13 protein-coding genes and 1 tRNA gene are annotated in these 15,490 nt (G+C 44.0%); 9 read left to right on the top strand and 5 right to left on the bottom strand.

What is annotated here, in order from left to right:
• The first annotated feature begins 69 nt into the window (after positions 1-69).
• The 9 genes from HFELIS_RS09390 to HFELIS_RS07215 all read left to right on the top strand — a co-directional run bounded on the left by HFELIS_RS09390 (position 70) and on the right by HFELIS_RS07215 (position 11,613).
• Positions 70-393: a hypothetical protein gene (locus tag HFELIS_RS09390; protein WP_013469885.1), complete on the top strand. Its 324-nt coding sequence runs from the start codon at positions 70-72 to the stop codon at positions 391-393.
• A gap of 8 nt (positions 394-401) precedes the next feature.
• Entirely contained in the window at positions 402-1,025 is a 624-nt protein-coding gene (locus HFELIS_RS07180; RefSeq protein WP_324725631.1) for an outer membrane protein, read from the top strand.
• A 25-nt stretch (positions 1,026-1,050) separates the two neighbouring features.
• On the top strand, positions 1,051-1,986 hold the full coding sequence (locus HFELIS_RS07185) for an ACP S-malonyltransferase (protein WP_013469887.1): 936 nt from the start codon (positions 1,051-1,053) through the stop codon (positions 1,984-1,986).
• 175 nt (positions 1,987-2,161) lie between these two features.
• Positions 2,162-3,637, top strand: a complete 1,476-nt coding sequence (locus HFELIS_RS07190; RefSeq protein ID WP_013469888.1) for an outer membrane family protein — start codon at positions 2,162-2,164, stop codon at positions 3,635-3,637.
• 166 nt (positions 3,638-3,803) lie between these two features.
• Entirely contained in the window at positions 3,804-5,303 is a 1,500-nt protein-coding gene (locus HFELIS_RS07195) for an outer membrane family protein (protein ID WP_104686896.1), read from the top strand.
• 8 nt (positions 5,304-5,311) lie between these two features.
• On the top strand, positions 5,312-6,652 hold the full coding sequence (locus HFELIS_RS07200; protein ID WP_013469890.1) for an outer membrane family protein: 1,341 nt from the start codon (positions 5,312-5,314) through the stop codon (positions 6,650-6,652).
• A 120-nt stretch (positions 6,653-6,772) separates the two neighbouring features.
• On the top strand, positions 6,773-8,257 hold the full coding sequence (locus HFELIS_RS07205; protein ID WP_013469891.1) for an outer membrane family protein: 1,485 nt from the start codon (positions 6,773-6,775) through the stop codon (positions 8,255-8,257).
• 198 nt (positions 8,258-8,455) lie between these two features.
• Positions 8,456-10,144, top strand: coding sequence for an outer membrane family protein (locus HFELIS_RS07210; protein ID WP_013469892.1), 1,689 nt, complete (start codon positions 8,456-8,458; stop codon positions 10,142-10,144).
• A 77-nt stretch (positions 10,145-10,221) separates the two neighbouring features.
• Positions 10,222-11,613: an outer membrane family protein gene (locus HFELIS_RS07215; RefSeq protein ID WP_407918933.1), complete on the top strand. Its 1,392-nt coding sequence runs from the start codon at positions 10,222-10,224 to the stop codon at positions 11,611-11,613.
• On the opposite strand, the gene HFELIS_RS07220 is transcribed toward HFELIS_RS07215, so the two are convergent.
• From HFELIS_RS07220 to HFELIS_RS08810, 5 genes are all read right to left on the bottom strand, one after another.
• Positions 11,608-12,816 carry a molybdopterin molybdotransferase MoeA gene (locus tag HFELIS_RS07220; protein ID WP_013469894.1) on the bottom strand — a complete coding sequence of 403 codons (1,209 nt, stop codon included), beginning with the start codon at positions 12,814-12,816 and terminating at the stop codon, positions 11,608-11,610. The genes HFELIS_RS07215 and HFELIS_RS07220 overlap by 6 nt on opposite strands.
• Before the next feature lie 9 nt (positions 12,817-12,825).
• Positions 12,826-13,593, bottom strand: coding sequence for a flagellar biosynthetic protein FliR (gene fliR, locus HFELIS_RS07225; RefSeq protein WP_013469895.1), 768 nt, complete (start codon positions 13,591-13,593; stop codon positions 12,826-12,828).
• 28 nt (positions 13,594-13,621) lie between these two features.
• The gene (rpe, locus tag HFELIS_RS07230; protein ID WP_013469896.1) at positions 13,622-14,257 is read right to left on the bottom strand and encodes a ribulose-phosphate 3-epimerase; all 636 of its coding nucleotides are present in this window, start codon (positions 14,255-14,257) and stop codon (positions 13,622-13,624) included.
• 16 nt (positions 14,258-14,273) lie between these two features.
• Positions 14,274-14,350, bottom strand: a tRNA-Ile gene (locus HFELIS_RS07235).
• On the bottom strand, positions 14,312-15,460 hold the full coding sequence (locus HFELIS_RS08810) for an FtsW/RodA/SpoVE family cell cycle protein (RefSeq protein WP_013469897.1): 1,149 nt from the start codon (positions 15,458-15,460) through the stop codon (positions 14,312-14,314). The genes HFELIS_RS07235 and HFELIS_RS08810 overlap by 39 nt, the downstream gene beginning before the upstream one ends.
• Positions 15,461-15,490: the final 30 nt, after the last annotated feature.

Consider the following 15,490-nt stretch of genomic DNA (forward strand, 5'->3'; position numbering starts at 1 on the left):
TCTTCAATTATTTTTGCCACACCGCATCCATTTAAGTTTTCATGTTATTATAGCCCAAAAAGGAAGTCTATGGCCGGCCTGCTTCGATCTTGTGCTTTGGCTGTGTTGTGTATGTGGCTAGGAGCTTGTAAAGATAGTGCTAAATCTACTAAAGCCACCCCGACACCCACCAAGACAACTCAGGCTCAAGACCCTGCCTTAGAGAATCTCGAGCATAAAATGGATGATGCCAAGACAACACAAAGAATCGATCGCATTATTGATACAGAAAACGCCATCCAAGATGCCACGCAATCTACAGGGCCCATATTCACTCCCCAAAACAGCAATATTTTACAGAATTGGAACAATCACGAGGATAATTTGAGCTCCCCTCTCAATCATAACTATTAGGATTAGGCATTTTCGCGCGTTGTTTAAGTATTATAGGAATTTTCTCCATCTGCTTTTTACATGCAGCCAAGAGTCGCACTTTTCTTTTAAGCCAGTATCAATTAGGCGTGATGCATTTTTATACAGATACAAATGGCACGCCTGTCAAACACACGCGCCTCATTGAAGGGGCGGGGATTCTCTTTGGCTATGAGTATAACCCTCTAGATCGTTGGCTGTATAGCCGTTATTATGCGTTTTTAGACTATGGTTTCGTGCTTTTGGACAAGAGTAGCAATGTAGAAACTAACATGTTTACTTATGGAGTAGGCGGAGATATTGTGTTGGAATACAATAAAAATCCTCTGAATGTTTGGGGGTTCTTTTATGGCATGATGGTTGCAGGAAACACTTGGACCACTTCACGCTTTTCGCGTAATTTTTTGATCGAAAATTACCGCTCCTTTACAAGTTTGCGTTTCAAAGATACTTTTTTTCGATTCTTTGGCCAAGTGGGAATCCGTTTCCAAACCGTGATCCTCTACCATGACATCTCTATTGAAATAGGGTTCAAATTCCCTTTTGATACCGAAATTGGTTCTAAGTTTGTGCGCGACTACAGCATGTTTGTTTCACACACTTGGTATTTTTAAGTTACACTTTTTAAAAAGGAAAAATATGGCAGTTCTATTATTTGGAGGACAGGGTTCTCAGCATGTAGGTATGGGCAAGGATTTTTACAATCATCTCAAATTGGCTAGGGAGATGTTTGAAGAAGCTAGCGATGTTTTAAAGACGGACATGCAAGCCTTACTTTGGGAAGAAAATGAATTATTAAACCAAAGCCCCTACACACAGAGCGCGTTGTTTTTGGTGTCTATGGTGGCTTTTAGGGCTTTTATGGCTGAGGTAGGTTCTTTTCGTGTCCAAATGGCTTTGGGGCACTCTTTGGGTGAAATTAGTGCCAATGGAGCTAGTGGGGCGTTGTCTTTTGAAAAAGGCTTAAAATTAGTGTTTGAGCGGGGGCGTTTGATGGAGCGCGCGTGCGCACAAAGTCCTAAAGAGTTAGGCATGTTGGCAGTCTTGGGCGCGTCTAAAGAAAATCTTATAGATTTTTGCACGCAGGCTAGAGAAAAAGGGCAGGTGATTTATACGGCTAATTTCAACGGCTCTCAGGTCGTGTTAGCAGGGCATAAAGAAATTTTACAGGCATTGCAGGCTAAAGATTTGGGGGCTAAAAAATTAGTGATGTTGCCTATGAGTGTTGTGAGCCACTGCCCTATTTTAAACCCCATCTTAAAAGACTTTAGCGCGCTTTTAACAGAAAGTTTAGAGGACACCTATCATTTTAGTGTGCTCTCTAATGCTAGCGGTGTGTCTTATAGCTCTAAAGAAGACGCGCTAAAATATCTAGGCGTGCAGTTAATCCAACCCGTGCTTTATGACACCTGTTTACAAGCTTGCGAGTTGGCCACCTCCTATTATCTTGAATTTGGCACAAGTGTTTTAAAAAATCTCAACAAAAGGTTAAGCAATAAGCCCACACTGAGCATTACAGATATGCTAAGTTTGCAAGAGGCGTTAGACTCTATAGGAAATCTTTCACCTCAATAATGGTTCATATATGCATTTTTAGTTACTATGTGTAGCGCATCGTCTATTTTATGCAAAAAAAACTCATATTTATTAGGGACTCTCTAAAGATTTTGTAATAATGTAGAGAGTTACGGCGAGCTGTTTTCTTAAAAAGTATAGCCAAGTAACACCATTTACTGATCTAGGAGGCTTCATGCAAGATGGGTCGTGTGGACAGACAACCTCAAGGGTTTCTGCTGTGGTTTTTGTAGGCTCTTTGGCCTTGGGTGCTGGCTCTTTGGATGCCTTTGCCCTGTCAAATGCCTATAAAGACATTTTTGCGTATAAATTGGGGGGGTTTGCCGATCAGTCCGCTTTCATTGGCTTCAACAACTCCAAGATCGATCGCAACAAGGGTATTTACCCCACCCAGAGTTTTGCCACTATCGTTGGGTATTTAGGCTTGGACTTAAACTTTTTGCCCAAAAGCCCCTCTCATAAGATCAAGGTAAAATTTGGGGGCGCAGTGGGTGGCGTGCTCTATGATGGCACTAAAAACTCTTCTGAAGGGTCTGTTGTCAGCGATTTTTTTGGTTATTACGATGGCTTTATGGGGGGTTATGTCAATGTCTTGGATGACGATTCAATTCCGGTCAAAAACGCCAAGTATCGCAACGCCGTGCGCAATTATATTTTTAGCGATGCCTATATAGAGTATGACTACAAAAATCATTTTGGTTTCAAAGGAGGGCGTTACAAGTCTAAAATGGAATACCGCAGTGGGTGGACACAGGGCTTTGAGGTCTATGGAGGGGGTAGGGATTTTCGTCTGACTTGGTTTAGCTCTTGGGGGCGCGCTTTTGCCTACGGTTCTTATATCCAAGATTGGTATGCCGCACGCCCCACTTTTTCTGGCAATTACACTAAAAACAGCAGTGGGGGTTATGATAAACACGGTTACCCCATTCTTTTAGGCACGCATGCCCTGCAACTCAACTATTCACGGCATAAATTTCAGTTGGAGGGCTTTTTTTACTTTTCCCCCAAAATTTTTAATGCTCCGGGCTTTAAAGTGGGTTGGGATAGCAACCCCAACTTCTCGGGGCGAGGTTTTCGCTCCCAAACAACCTTGCTCGCCTTTTTCCCCATTTATTATCCATGGATGATTGTCAAATCTGACGGTTCGCCTGCTTACGCCTTTGACACTCCGGCAACGCGCACAGGGCAGAGTTTAGTGATCAAGCAACGCTTCGATTTCAACGAATTTTTTATCGTGGGCACTTTCCTTAAAAATTTTCAAAATCCTAATTTTAAGATTGGGAATATGGGTAACCCTGCCGGGGTGCTCACGGGAGATAATAGTATCTATGCGGGGAACTGGAGCACTTCCATTAAAGCGGATGCGGTAACGGGTAACTTTGGTTATGGAGGGAAACATTTTAAAGACACATTTAACTGGGAAATGCAGTGGCAATGGAGTAGTTCGCCGGTTTCTCATGATGGCCGTGTTACCTTGCTTTTAGGCTATACCTTTAATAAAATCTTAAGCGCGACCGTAACTTTGGCTTATTTTGGTATACACACTAATAAGGGCTATCAAGCTGGTTTAAATGCACCCTGCAAAACTGGCTGTCAAGGCGGGTATCAAGATCGTAGCAGTCTGACTACAAGCCTGGTAGCGACATTTTAGGGATTTCCTAAAAGGACTAGCAAACTAAGAAAAAAAACACGCCTAGCATGCTATTATCACTCAAAGGTAAATGTAGGCGTTGGGTGTGCGCTAACATTCATTCCTCATCATATACAAGGAACGCGCATTGAAAAAAATTACCTTGCTTTCTAAGAGCTTACTAGCAGTGTTAGGAGTGTTGAGCGAAGCAGAAGCCTTAGATTGGCGCAATTTGGAATCCTTTGCTAAGTTTAAAGCAGGGGCCGAGTCCTTTGCCAAAGTGGGCTTTAATAACAAACCTATCAACACGAAAAAAGGGCTTTATCCTACAGAAACCTTTATGACTGTGGTGGCGTATTTGCAACTGGATTTCCCGGAATTACTCTCCAAAAGCGCCACAGCAGCCGGACACCATCTTTCAGGGAGTTTAGGGGGTATGGGCGGGGGCCTAATTTATGATGGCACAAAGCACTTGAAAGACCAAGCTACGGGTTTGCCCTATGGCAGCATGGCTTGGAACTATTTTGGTTATTGGGGGGGGTTAGTCGGGCAAAAGCCATGGGCAAAGTGTTGGTATGGGCTAGGTGGGGGCTCAAAAGCAGACTATGCGGGAATGAGCGCACAGGAACTCCAAACGCTATCAGACTATTCAACAACAAACCCTCCTCCCAAAGGCACCATGAGTGCTCAAGCAGCCTCTAATTGTGTGCAAGGCTATGCCGACAACACGAGAGATTATGTAATTTACAACGCCTATATCGATTACTCCTATAAAGATATTTTTCGCTTTAGAGGGGGGCGTTACGAATCTCCGGCGGACTACATGAGTGGTTACACGCAGGGGTTGGACATGACCTTAAAGCTAGGGCATTTCAAACTTTGGTGGTTTAGTTCCTTTGGTCGTGGTTTTGCTTATAACGAATGGTTGTATAACTTTTATTCGCCAAAAACTTATGTCTTGGCTAATGGTAAAAAAATCAACCCCGGGGTGCACGCCTTTTATGTTACATGGGAATATAAGGGCTTTAGTATTGTGCCTTTCTTCTATTTTTCACCCAATAATGAATACGATCCTAACTTCACTTTCCTATATGACAGCAACCCAAATTTTAAAGGGGTGGGCTGGCGTTCCCAAACAGATATTACCGTGCTCAATCCCTTTTATGCCAAGCGTTTTTGGGACACCTATCAATTTGGCATGCTCTCCAAGAAAAACGCGCATAGCTTGATGATCAAACAACGCTTTGACTTCAATAACTACAACTTTGGGGGCGGGATTTATAAGAGTTTTGGCAACGCTAACTGGATGATTGGCTACCACGGGAACCGCTTAGGCTTTGACTTTTGGACCAATAGCGTTTATGCCAACACCATTAACTCCCTCTCTTACATGATGGATGGGGACGCTTTTACAGGATTTCTTTTTGGAGGGGGTGTGCATGACAGATTTTTGTGGGGTTGTTTGGGGCGACTCACCTATGGGCCACGCGCTAATGAACAAGTTTTTTCTGTGAACTTGGGTTACCAATTCTCCAAACATTTTTATGCCGATATTAAAGTGGAATACTACAATGTGGACATGCACCATGGGTATAAAATAGGCTGGAATGGTCCTTACTTGCCACTTCAATCCGCCACCCAACAAGACAGAAGCCATATTTTTACCGAAATTAAAGTAAGTCTATAGAAGTTTGAATGCTCAAGCGCATTTGCAGGCTGGTTTTTACCGGTAGCGTGTCGTTGTGGGGGTTTGATTATCACTTAAGCGGGGTTGCTGAATCGGTGTCTAAGATCGGTTTTAATCATTCCCCCATCAATTCTTCTAAGGGGATTTACCCTACTGAGAGTTTTGTAACAATCACTATCAAAGCCCAAGTAGATGCCACTTTATGGCAACATCAAGCGCATAAAATCAAAAGTGGACTAGGGGGAGGATTGGGGGGCATTACTTACGATTCAACCCGTTATTTGATCGATCAAAGCACGGGAGAAGTCTATGGTTCTAAAGTATTTTATTACATGGGTCGTTGGTGGGGCTTCTTGGGCAATGCTCCTTGGAAGAGTTCGGCCGTAGAATCTGATCGGCACGCGCGCCCCTATGTGCTTTATAATGCGTATTTGCGTTATGATTATGGAAAGTCCTTTACTCTCATTGCTGGAAGGTATCCAGCTAAAACGACCTTTATGAGCGGGTATACAGAGGGTTTTGAGGTTTCCTATCGTTTTTTAAAGCATTTTCAAGCAAGATGGTTTAGTTCTTTTGGAAGAGCGTTAGCCGTAGGGGAATTTATTAGGGATTGGTATGCCCCCATCACCACCACTAAGAACGGGCAGGCGATTAATTTAGGCGTCCATGCAATCGGCATAGACTACCACACCGATCACTTTGCCTTTTCCCCTCTGCTCTATTTTTCCCCAAATACTTACATCACTCCGGGTTTTAAGTTTCACTATAATAGTAACCCTAAATTTAAGGGGGTGGGTTTTAAATCTTTAACGCAAGTTGTGGTGATCTTCCCTACCTACAGCCCTCATCTTTATGATACCTACTACAGAGGCACGCGTTTAGGTTCATGGGGGGCAAGTATTTATGCCCAACAGCGTTTTGATTACAACGAATTTAACTTTGGGGGCGGGTATTATCAAAATGTTGGCAATGCCAATGCAAAGATTGGCTGGTATGGTGCGCCCATTGGGATTGATTACCGGGACAACAGCGTTTATGGAGGCTTGATAGACAATATGGTTTCGCCCAACGCAGTTACCGGGTTTATTTTTGGGGGTGGGGTGTATAAGAAACTTTATTGGGGTTTGTTAGGAAAACTCACTTTTTCACCCCGAGCCAATGAGCAAACCGCTTCGCTCAATATCGGCTTTAGATGGAGTCGCTTTGTTACAAGTGATGTGCGTCTTGTTTACCATGAAGTGAGCACACATAGAGGTTATCTAGTGGGGAGCAATGCCTACAACCCTAATTTCGCCCCCACTCTTCAAAACCGCAGTTTTCTAATGACCTCTCTTAAGGCCCAATTTTAGGTATCTTTTGGTAACATTCATGAAACTTCAAATCTCTTTGTCTAACTTGTTTATCCGCCTAAAAGGTCTTTTCACTAGGGAATATTTTAGAATGAGAACATCCATTTGAGGAGTTTAGTAATGTATAGGCGTTTCTTAGGTCTTTGGATACTGAGCTGTCTTTTTCTAAAAGCTTTTGACTATAGTTTTTCAGGTCGCTTGGATACTTTCTCTAAAATTGGTTTCAACCATTCGCCCATTAATACTAAGAAAGGCATTTATCCCACAGAGAGTTTTGTAGATGTAGCAGGTTTTGCCCAAATTAAATTAGGTCTATTGCCCAAACACACCACAGATCACAAGCTAAGTTTTAGTTTGGGAGGCGAGATAGCGGGGGTTCCCTACGACTCTACGAAATATTTGAAAGATCAGAATGGTCAACTCATTGGTTCGGATGTCTATAACTTCATCGGGGGTTGGCATGGTTACTTTTTTAACAAGTATTTTGGTCCTGATTATGCTGGGCATGCACAATCTGGCGCATGGAATGCCCGCCCTTATATTTTGGACACGGCTTATATCGATTACGATTATAAGAATATCTTTGGGTTCAAGTTAGGGCGTTATGAGGCCAATATCAACTTTATGAGTGGGTCTAATCAGGGTTGGGAGCTTTACTACCGACCTATAAAAAATCTTAGATTGTGGTGGTGGAGCTCTTTTGGGCGGGGCTTGGCGTTTAACTCTTGGATTTACCAATTCTATGCCGTTGTGCCCTATCTCAAGCCCGGAGGCACTCGTGCTAATGACAACTCATGGATTAACTACGGCTGGCATGGGATCACTGCCACTTACGACTATAAGAATTTAAGTGCAGAGTTCTACTACTACTTTGCCCCTAAAACCTATAACGCTCCGGGTTTCAAATTCACTTATGACACCAATAAAAATTTTCAGCAAGTGGGCTTTCGCTCCCAAACTTTGCTGATGGTAACCGTGCCCATTTATTATTCAGGCTGGTATAACCCTAAAACAGGGCTTTACAGCATTTGGGACAACCCCCAGCACGGCGCGCCCACCGGCAAATACGGCGTAACTTTAAATATCCGCCAAATTTTCCGTTGGAATAAATTTACTTACATTTTGGGACTTTATAATACCTTTGGCAACTCTGATGCTCTATTGGGTAGCCACACCATGCCTATGGGAAATAACACTTCCTATGTGAATAATATTTATGGGATTGTAGCTTATGACTTTTGGGACAATATCGGCTATGATGGTCTAGCTGATGCGCTCAGTAATGCCAACACCACAACCATCTATGGCTCAGTGGGCAGTGTGTATAAAAAGTTTGCTTGGCATATCTTTGGGCGGGTGAGCAATGCCAATAAAGACGCGCAAGGGCACCGGGGGCGTAGCAATGAATATTCAGCTGCGATCAGCTTTGACTACGCTTTCACGCCATCCATTCTTGCCCATATCAAGTTTGAGTATTACGGCGTGCAAATCCATCAGGGGTATAAAGTGGGCTATTTTGGACTTCCAAAATTTAATCAGCCCGGCTATAACGCCAACTACCAAGATCGCAGCCACATGATGACCAATCTCACCCTGAAATTTTAAAAATTTTGATATGATAAAATACCTACAGATAACACTCTTAGCCACTTGTAGGAAATGAAAAACTAAGCCTTTTTTTAAGAAAAAAAATACTAAAATCGATACACTAGATTGGGTGTCAAATCCCCCATTTATTGCATGATAAAAGGAGAATTTTTTAGTATGGAGAAATCAAAGAAGAGTTACACGCGGAGTTCCAGGATGGGACTTGGCAGGCTCATTCCTGCCCTTTTTGCCTCCTCATCTTTGGGGCTGTGCGCTTTAGACGCAATAACCTATGAAGTGCATGGCGACTTGATCAACTTCTCTAAGGTGGGTTTTAATAATAATCCCATCAACCCGGTCAAGGGGCTTTACCCTACCGGAACCTTTGTAGAGCTCACCGGTAAATTAGAAAGCACCATGCATTTGGGCAAGGGTTGGAGTGTGAGCATTGGGGGCGCACTAGGAGGCATGCCCTATGATGGCACCCGTTACGATCGCTATTCTAAAAATCTTATACAGGATGCAGCAAGCACTAAAATAACACAGGGGCAGTATGCAGGAAAGACATATTTGGAGGTGTGGGAGCAGCAAAAAAACTCCTGTGGTGGTAAATGGGGTTGTGGCTCTATTTTAGATGGTGGAAAATATGCCAATACGGGAGTTCCTGGAGGCATTGCTGATCCTAGGGGGATAGGTTATATGTTTATGGGTGAGTGGAATGGCTTGTTTCCTAACTACTACCCCGCTTACGCTTACTCCCCCGGACAATCACGGCCCTATGAAGTTTACAAGGCCAATATTCAGTATAAAAGCGACAAAGTGTGGATGATCTTAGGGCGTTATGACACCACACAAGTTGAAGACATCGACTGGTTCTACCAACTCACGCAGGGTTTTTATGGGCTCTTTAAGCTACACTCTAAAGTCAAACTTCAAGTTTTCAGCTCCTGGGGCCGTGGTATTGCTGATGGGCAATGGATGTTCCCTATCTACCGCGAGAAGCCTTGGGGTGAGCATAAGATCGGCTTGATCTACCAAGTCAATAAGCATTTCTCTATCCACCCCCATGTATGGTTCTCCCCACAGGTGTTCACCGCTCCTGAGGTCAAGTTTCACTACGACACCAACCCTGAATTTGCGGGGAGCGGGTTTAGATCGCAAACTACATTCTATGCCATGTATGTTTACCAGTGGAAAAATGACTATGTTCCGGGTATTGGGCATGTTGGGCGTTATGGGCTAGCGCGCTATAACACCTGGGATACTTGGGGTCTTTACAGTGGGACCTGTAATGTCGTGAATCGCGCGCAAACAGGTAGTTGTGGCTGGGACGGCTATCAAGGACCCGGGGGGGCGACCTTGCTTTTTAAACAACGCTTTGATATCAATAACCACAACACTTCTTTTGGGATTTATCTCAATATCGGTAACCCTAACCCCAACATCGGAACCTATGGTAACCCAGTGGCGATCGATGGTGTGGAACAATGGACTGGAAGTATCTATGGTCTAGGGTTTGCGAGTATCAACAACATCACCGCCGCTGACGCTGTTACAGTGTATTGGAAAGGCGGGGGTGTTTATGGTAACTTTGATTGGGAGCTAGCCGAACGCTTTACCCACGCTCCACGCACCACAGCGCAAGCTCTAGCCTTGTATTTGAATTACCAATTTGGTAAGCATGTAAAGGCAGGAATCAAGCTTGAATGGTTCTATGCTGGTATTAATGCGGGTTACAACCCCGGCGTAGGCTTCTTAAGCAGTTATGGACAACCTTTCAATATGACTACAGGTGTTTTCTCCTCTGACTCTTTTGCGCAAAACTACGCCAATGTGGGCGGTGTTGGCAAGACGGTTTGGCAAGATCGTAGCCACTTGATGACTCATATTAGTTACAGCTTCTAATAAGCCGCCCCGTGCTTAAAAACGGGGCAATTTAGCTATAATCGCCTCACTGATCCAAATCGATTAAGGGCATTCCCATCACACGCAGACTATTTTTTATTTCTTTGGGCTTTTTATGTGCTTTTCTAGGACACGCCGCAGCTTTTGACTTGAGCCTGACGGGCAAACTAAGCTCCTTTACCCAAATTGGGTTTAACAATAAAAAATACCAACCCTCTAAATTCATCTACCCCACCGGTAGCTATACTTCTTTGCTTGCAGAATTAAATGTCAGCATGGATATTTATAAAGGCTTGCGCGCGGAGGTGGGGGCGATGATGGCAGGTTTGCCCTACGACTCCACAAGCCATCAAGGTAATAATATCCAACCCGGGCAAGCCGGAGGGCCGGGAGATTATTACGAACATAGTGGGGGGATCTTCTGGGAATATATTGGCTGGTATGCCGGGCATAGTGGCCAAGATGTGCAAAAACCCCGATACGCGATGGTGCACAACGCCTATTTGAGTTACGACTACAAGGGCATTTTTGGGATCAAGGGCGGGCGTTACGAACTATCTGATTATGACTGGTTCACCTCTTTTAGTCAGGGCGTAGAAGCTTACGCCAAATACAAAGACACAAAATTCCGCATTCTGTATTCAGACGCGCGCGCCTCTGCCTCTAGCGACTGGTTTTGGCCCTATGGGCGTTACTACACCAGTGGCCAGCCTCTCATGATTGCCGAAGTGGCTTATAAAAAAAATCATTGGAAAGTTAACCCCTATTTTTATGCCATCTTTAATAGAATGTATGCCCCCGGGATCAATGTTACTTATGACACTAACCCCAATTTTAGAGATAAGGGCTTTAGATGGGTGGGGACTTTTGTAGGGCTTTTCCCCTTTTTCCCTCCCTCTGGGCGGGGCTATGACATGATCTTATTTGGGCAAGAAAAGATGGGCAAGGCCGCCCAAACTTTAATGTTCCGCTCGCGTTTTTATTACAATAAGTGGCAGTTTGGGGGGAGCATTTATAAGAATATTGGTAATGCCAATGGGGACATTGGCATTTATGGCGACCCACTCGGTTACAATATGTGGACCAACACGATTTACGATGCCGAAATTAACAACATTGTAGGCGCGGACGCGCTCAATGGCTTTTTATATTTTGGCTCACATTACCGGGGGTTTCATTGGAAAGTTTTAGGCCGACTCACAACCTCCCCGCGCGCTGATGAGCAAAGTGTCGCCCTGTTTTTAAGCTACTTTTTGAGCCGTTATAATTTAGAGTTTGATCTCAAGCTTGAGTATTACAACAATATCACCAAAAAGGGCTATTGTTTTGGCTTTGGCTTTGTTGGCACGAATCAATGCGGTTCATGGGACCCTGAAACCAATAACTGGGCCCCCCGCCTGCCCCGCAATATTGACTCCAATCGTAGCCATTTGATGTTCACTCTCACCTATGGGTTTCAACTCTTATAAAAAGCGTTGGTAGAGCAAAACCTCTACCTTATCTTTGACCTCTAAAACGCCCGGGGCAATCAATGCCAGCGCGTGGCAAGCCCCTAAAGCATCGATCGCTCCCGATCCATAACGCCCCCCCCTGTAGGGCACAAAAACCCCTTTTTCAACGCGCCCTAACACTAAATGCAGACGCTCACCCTTGAAATATAAGGGTGTGCTTAAAGGCAATTCTAATAGGGTGCTCTGCGCATTCGATCCGGCAAGCTTTTCTAACATGGGCAAAACAAGGGTTAAACAAGTGAGCATACAGCTCACGGGGTTACCGGGCATACCAAAGACAAAGGTGGGCCTAGGCGTGTTGGCAAAACTTGCTAGCATGATGGGTTTACCGGGCTTGAGATTAACCCCATGGTAGTGGATAGTCGCTCCCTTTTGTAGCAACGCGTCTTTGAAGTAATCCTTATCTCCTACGCTCACCCCCGCACTGCTCACCACAACATCATAATCTTTCCAATTTTCCATCATCTCTTGTTGGGCGTGCAAATCATCTTTAAGCTTGCCGACATGTGTGGCCTCATGCCCATAACTTTTAAGCAAAGAAACAAGCATGGGAGCGTTGCTATCATAAATTTGATGATCTTTAGCCTTTGTGCCCAAAGCGACCACTTCATCTCCACTACTAAAGATCGCAATTTTAAGAGGTTTAAAAACTCTAACATGCGTGATGCCTTGAGAGGCTAGCAGGGCAATCAACCCAGCGTGAATCCTCTGCCCAGCATGGGCAATCAGCTCATCTTTGAGAATATCCTCTCCTTGAAGACGGATATTTGCCCCTTTTTTAAACCCTTGTGCAGGGGCTTGGGCGCGCGTATGATTACAAAAATCCATTGCCTCAAAAGGCACAACTAAATCTACACCCGCAGGCACTAACGCGCCTGTCATAATCTTAGCGCACTGCCCTTTTTGGACTTCTATCCCCTCCACACTTTGCCCGGCATAAATGGTATGAGCGATCTCTAAGGGTTTGCCCAAATCCTCACATTTGAGCGCAAAGCCATCCATCGCCGAATTTGTGGCTTTGGGCAGGGGTTCTAGTGCGGCCACACTTTGGGCCAGCACTCTATTTAAGCTAGATTCTAAGGGGATTTCCTCTTGTTGGGGTGTGCCTTTGACTAAATCCAAACTCAAGGCAAGCGCCACATTAAAACTTTTAGCAGACATAGGACTCCTTTAAAATAAAGTAGAGAGGGTTTGAAAAGCTTGTAACAGCGTGTCTTTAAAGCGGTGCATCATTGAGCCCAAAATCATGATTAGTCCCATAAGCGCGATAGCAATTTTCAAAGGAAAACCGATCGCCAATAGATTAAATTGAGGGTGGGTTTTCATAATCATCCCAAAAACCACATCGCTTAACATAATGATCGCCAAAATGGGAAAAGCCATGCTAAAACCGATACTAAACAAATACGCAAAGGCTTTAACGCTAGCCTTGACTACATCCGCAGAAAAAACAAAACTCCCCAGAGGCACTTTAGCTAAACTATGTTGCACCCATAAAATAATAAAGTGGTGTATGGAGGTTTGGAGCATAATTAAAATGGCTAGGAGTAAGACCACCTGCCCTACAATCGCCTTTTGCGCGCCTGAGATGGGATCGTAGGCACTAGCCATCGTCAAACCCATAGAAAAGCTAATGGTGTCTGTAGCAAAGGCAAGGGTGCTAAAAACAAGGTGTAGGAAAAATGAGGCGCACAGTCCTAAGAGCAATTCTGAAAGCAGGGCGATCAAAAAACCCTCCGTGTTCAAATGCAGGGGCGCGTGGGGAATGGTGGGGTAAAAAACCAAAGTTAGAAAAAATCCCAACGCACCCCGCACAGAGAGGGGCACAAGGTTATTATCAAAAAAAGGAAAAAAAGCTAATACCCCAGCAATGCGCACAAAGAGAAGCCAAAACCCTGTGATATTCTGACCCTGCATCCACACTAACCAATCAAGCATGGCGTATTATAGCGCGGAATGCTAGAGTTTAACTAATCGCTTGTAGCTCTAAAAGGGCGTTTTTGGGGTCTTGGTGGTTAAAAAGATAACTCCCCACCACGAGTAAATTGGCCCCACAAGAAGCTAAAAGGGACGCATTTTGGAGATTAATACCCCCATCTACCTCAAGCACACCTTGATAGTTGGGAAAACGCTTTTTGAAAGCTTGGAGTTTATCCAATACGAGGGGTAAAAATTTTTGCCCTCCAAATCCCGGATTAACACTCATCAAGAGCACTAAATCTAAATCTTGAATGATGTAGTCCAAACCCTCTAGGGAAGTGGCTGGATTAAGACTTAAGCCTGCCTTGATTCCCAAACTCTTGATGTAATGCACGCTTCTGTGCAAATGTGGGGTATTTTCTATGTGCAGAGTGATAAAAGCAGGCTGTAAATCTTTGTAGAGATCGATAAAAAAGAGGGGATTTTCTACCATTAAATGCACATCTAAGGGCGTATTATAATATTGTTTTAAATTTTTGAGCACACATGGCCCAAAAGTGAGATTGGGCACAAAATGCCCATCCATCACATCAATATGAAAAAAATCGGCTTGTTGCAGGGGGTGTAAACTCTCTTGGAGGCGCATAAAATCCGCGCTTAGAAGACTGGGGGCGATTTGCATTAAAAACCTTGAAGGCTGGTGGATTCTGTAGGACTTGAACCTACGACCAATCGGTTATGAGCCGAGTGCTCTAACCAGCTGAGCTAAGAATCCCCTTTTTTTAGAATGCGCAGGATTATAACCAAAACCAAATTTAAATGCAAGTAGATGCTCAAAGACTCCAAAAAGCGCGATGAAAGTGATAAAACTACTTCCCCCATAGCTAAACAAAGGCAGGGGCAACCCTACCACAGGGGCTAACCCTAAAGTCATCGCCACATTGACACTCGCATAGACAAAAATAAGAATGGCAATCCCAGCGGTAACTGCCTGCAAAAAATGATCTCTAGGATCGCTTGAAAAATAAGAGAGGAAATGCATCACAAAGAACATATAAAAACTCAAAAGCACAAAAGCCCCCAAAAAGCCAAACCTCTCTACAAAATAAGCAAAGATAAAATCACTCGTAGCAATGGGGAGAAATTTAAGCTTTGCCTGCGTGGATTCCTCTTGAGATTTTCCCAAGAACCCTCCCGATCCAATGGCGATAATGGATTGACGCACATGGTAATTAGGCTTTTCGGCGATGAAGTCATGGATGCGTTTTTTTTGGTAATCATGCAAAGAGCTATAAATGAGGGGGGAGGCGATCGCCCCTGCCAAAATGATCGTAAGCCAAATTTTGATATGCACCCCCACCAAGAAAAGCACCCCAAAACCCATGATCAAAATCACTAAGGCTGTGCCCAAATCCGGCTGCTTTAAAATGAGTAGGCAAGGAAGTCCAATATATAAGCTAAATTTACCAAAAGCCTTCCATCCATAACCTCCATTAGGAGGCGGATTGCTGCGGATCAAATGGGCCAGTAACAGCAAGATAGCGATCTTAACCGGTTCGCTAGGTTGTATGGAAATAGAAGTGTCTGGAATGGTCAACCAGCGTTGCGCGCCTAGTTTGCTCGTGCCTGCAAAATTGACCAACAGCAACAAAAGAATACAAAACCAATAGAGGAAATGGAAACTCCGATCCAAACGCCTAAAGGGAATAAAAAAGACAGACCAAAAGACCACAAAACCAATCCCAAAATAAAACGCCTGCTTAAGACTTAAAGTAGAATTAGCCTCATAGATTAAAAAGAAGGAAACCCCCATAAGGGGGAGCAGAAAGAATAATAACAGGAAATCAAAGTGGATAACAATACGGCGATCGAACATGGTTTGCATGCCATTAGAATAGCATAAAATTGATTTTTA

This window comes from Helicobacter felis ATCC 49179 (assembly GCF_000200595.1).
GTDB lineage: Bacteria > Campylobacterota > Campylobacteria > Campylobacterales > Helicobacteraceae > Helicobacter > Helicobacter felis.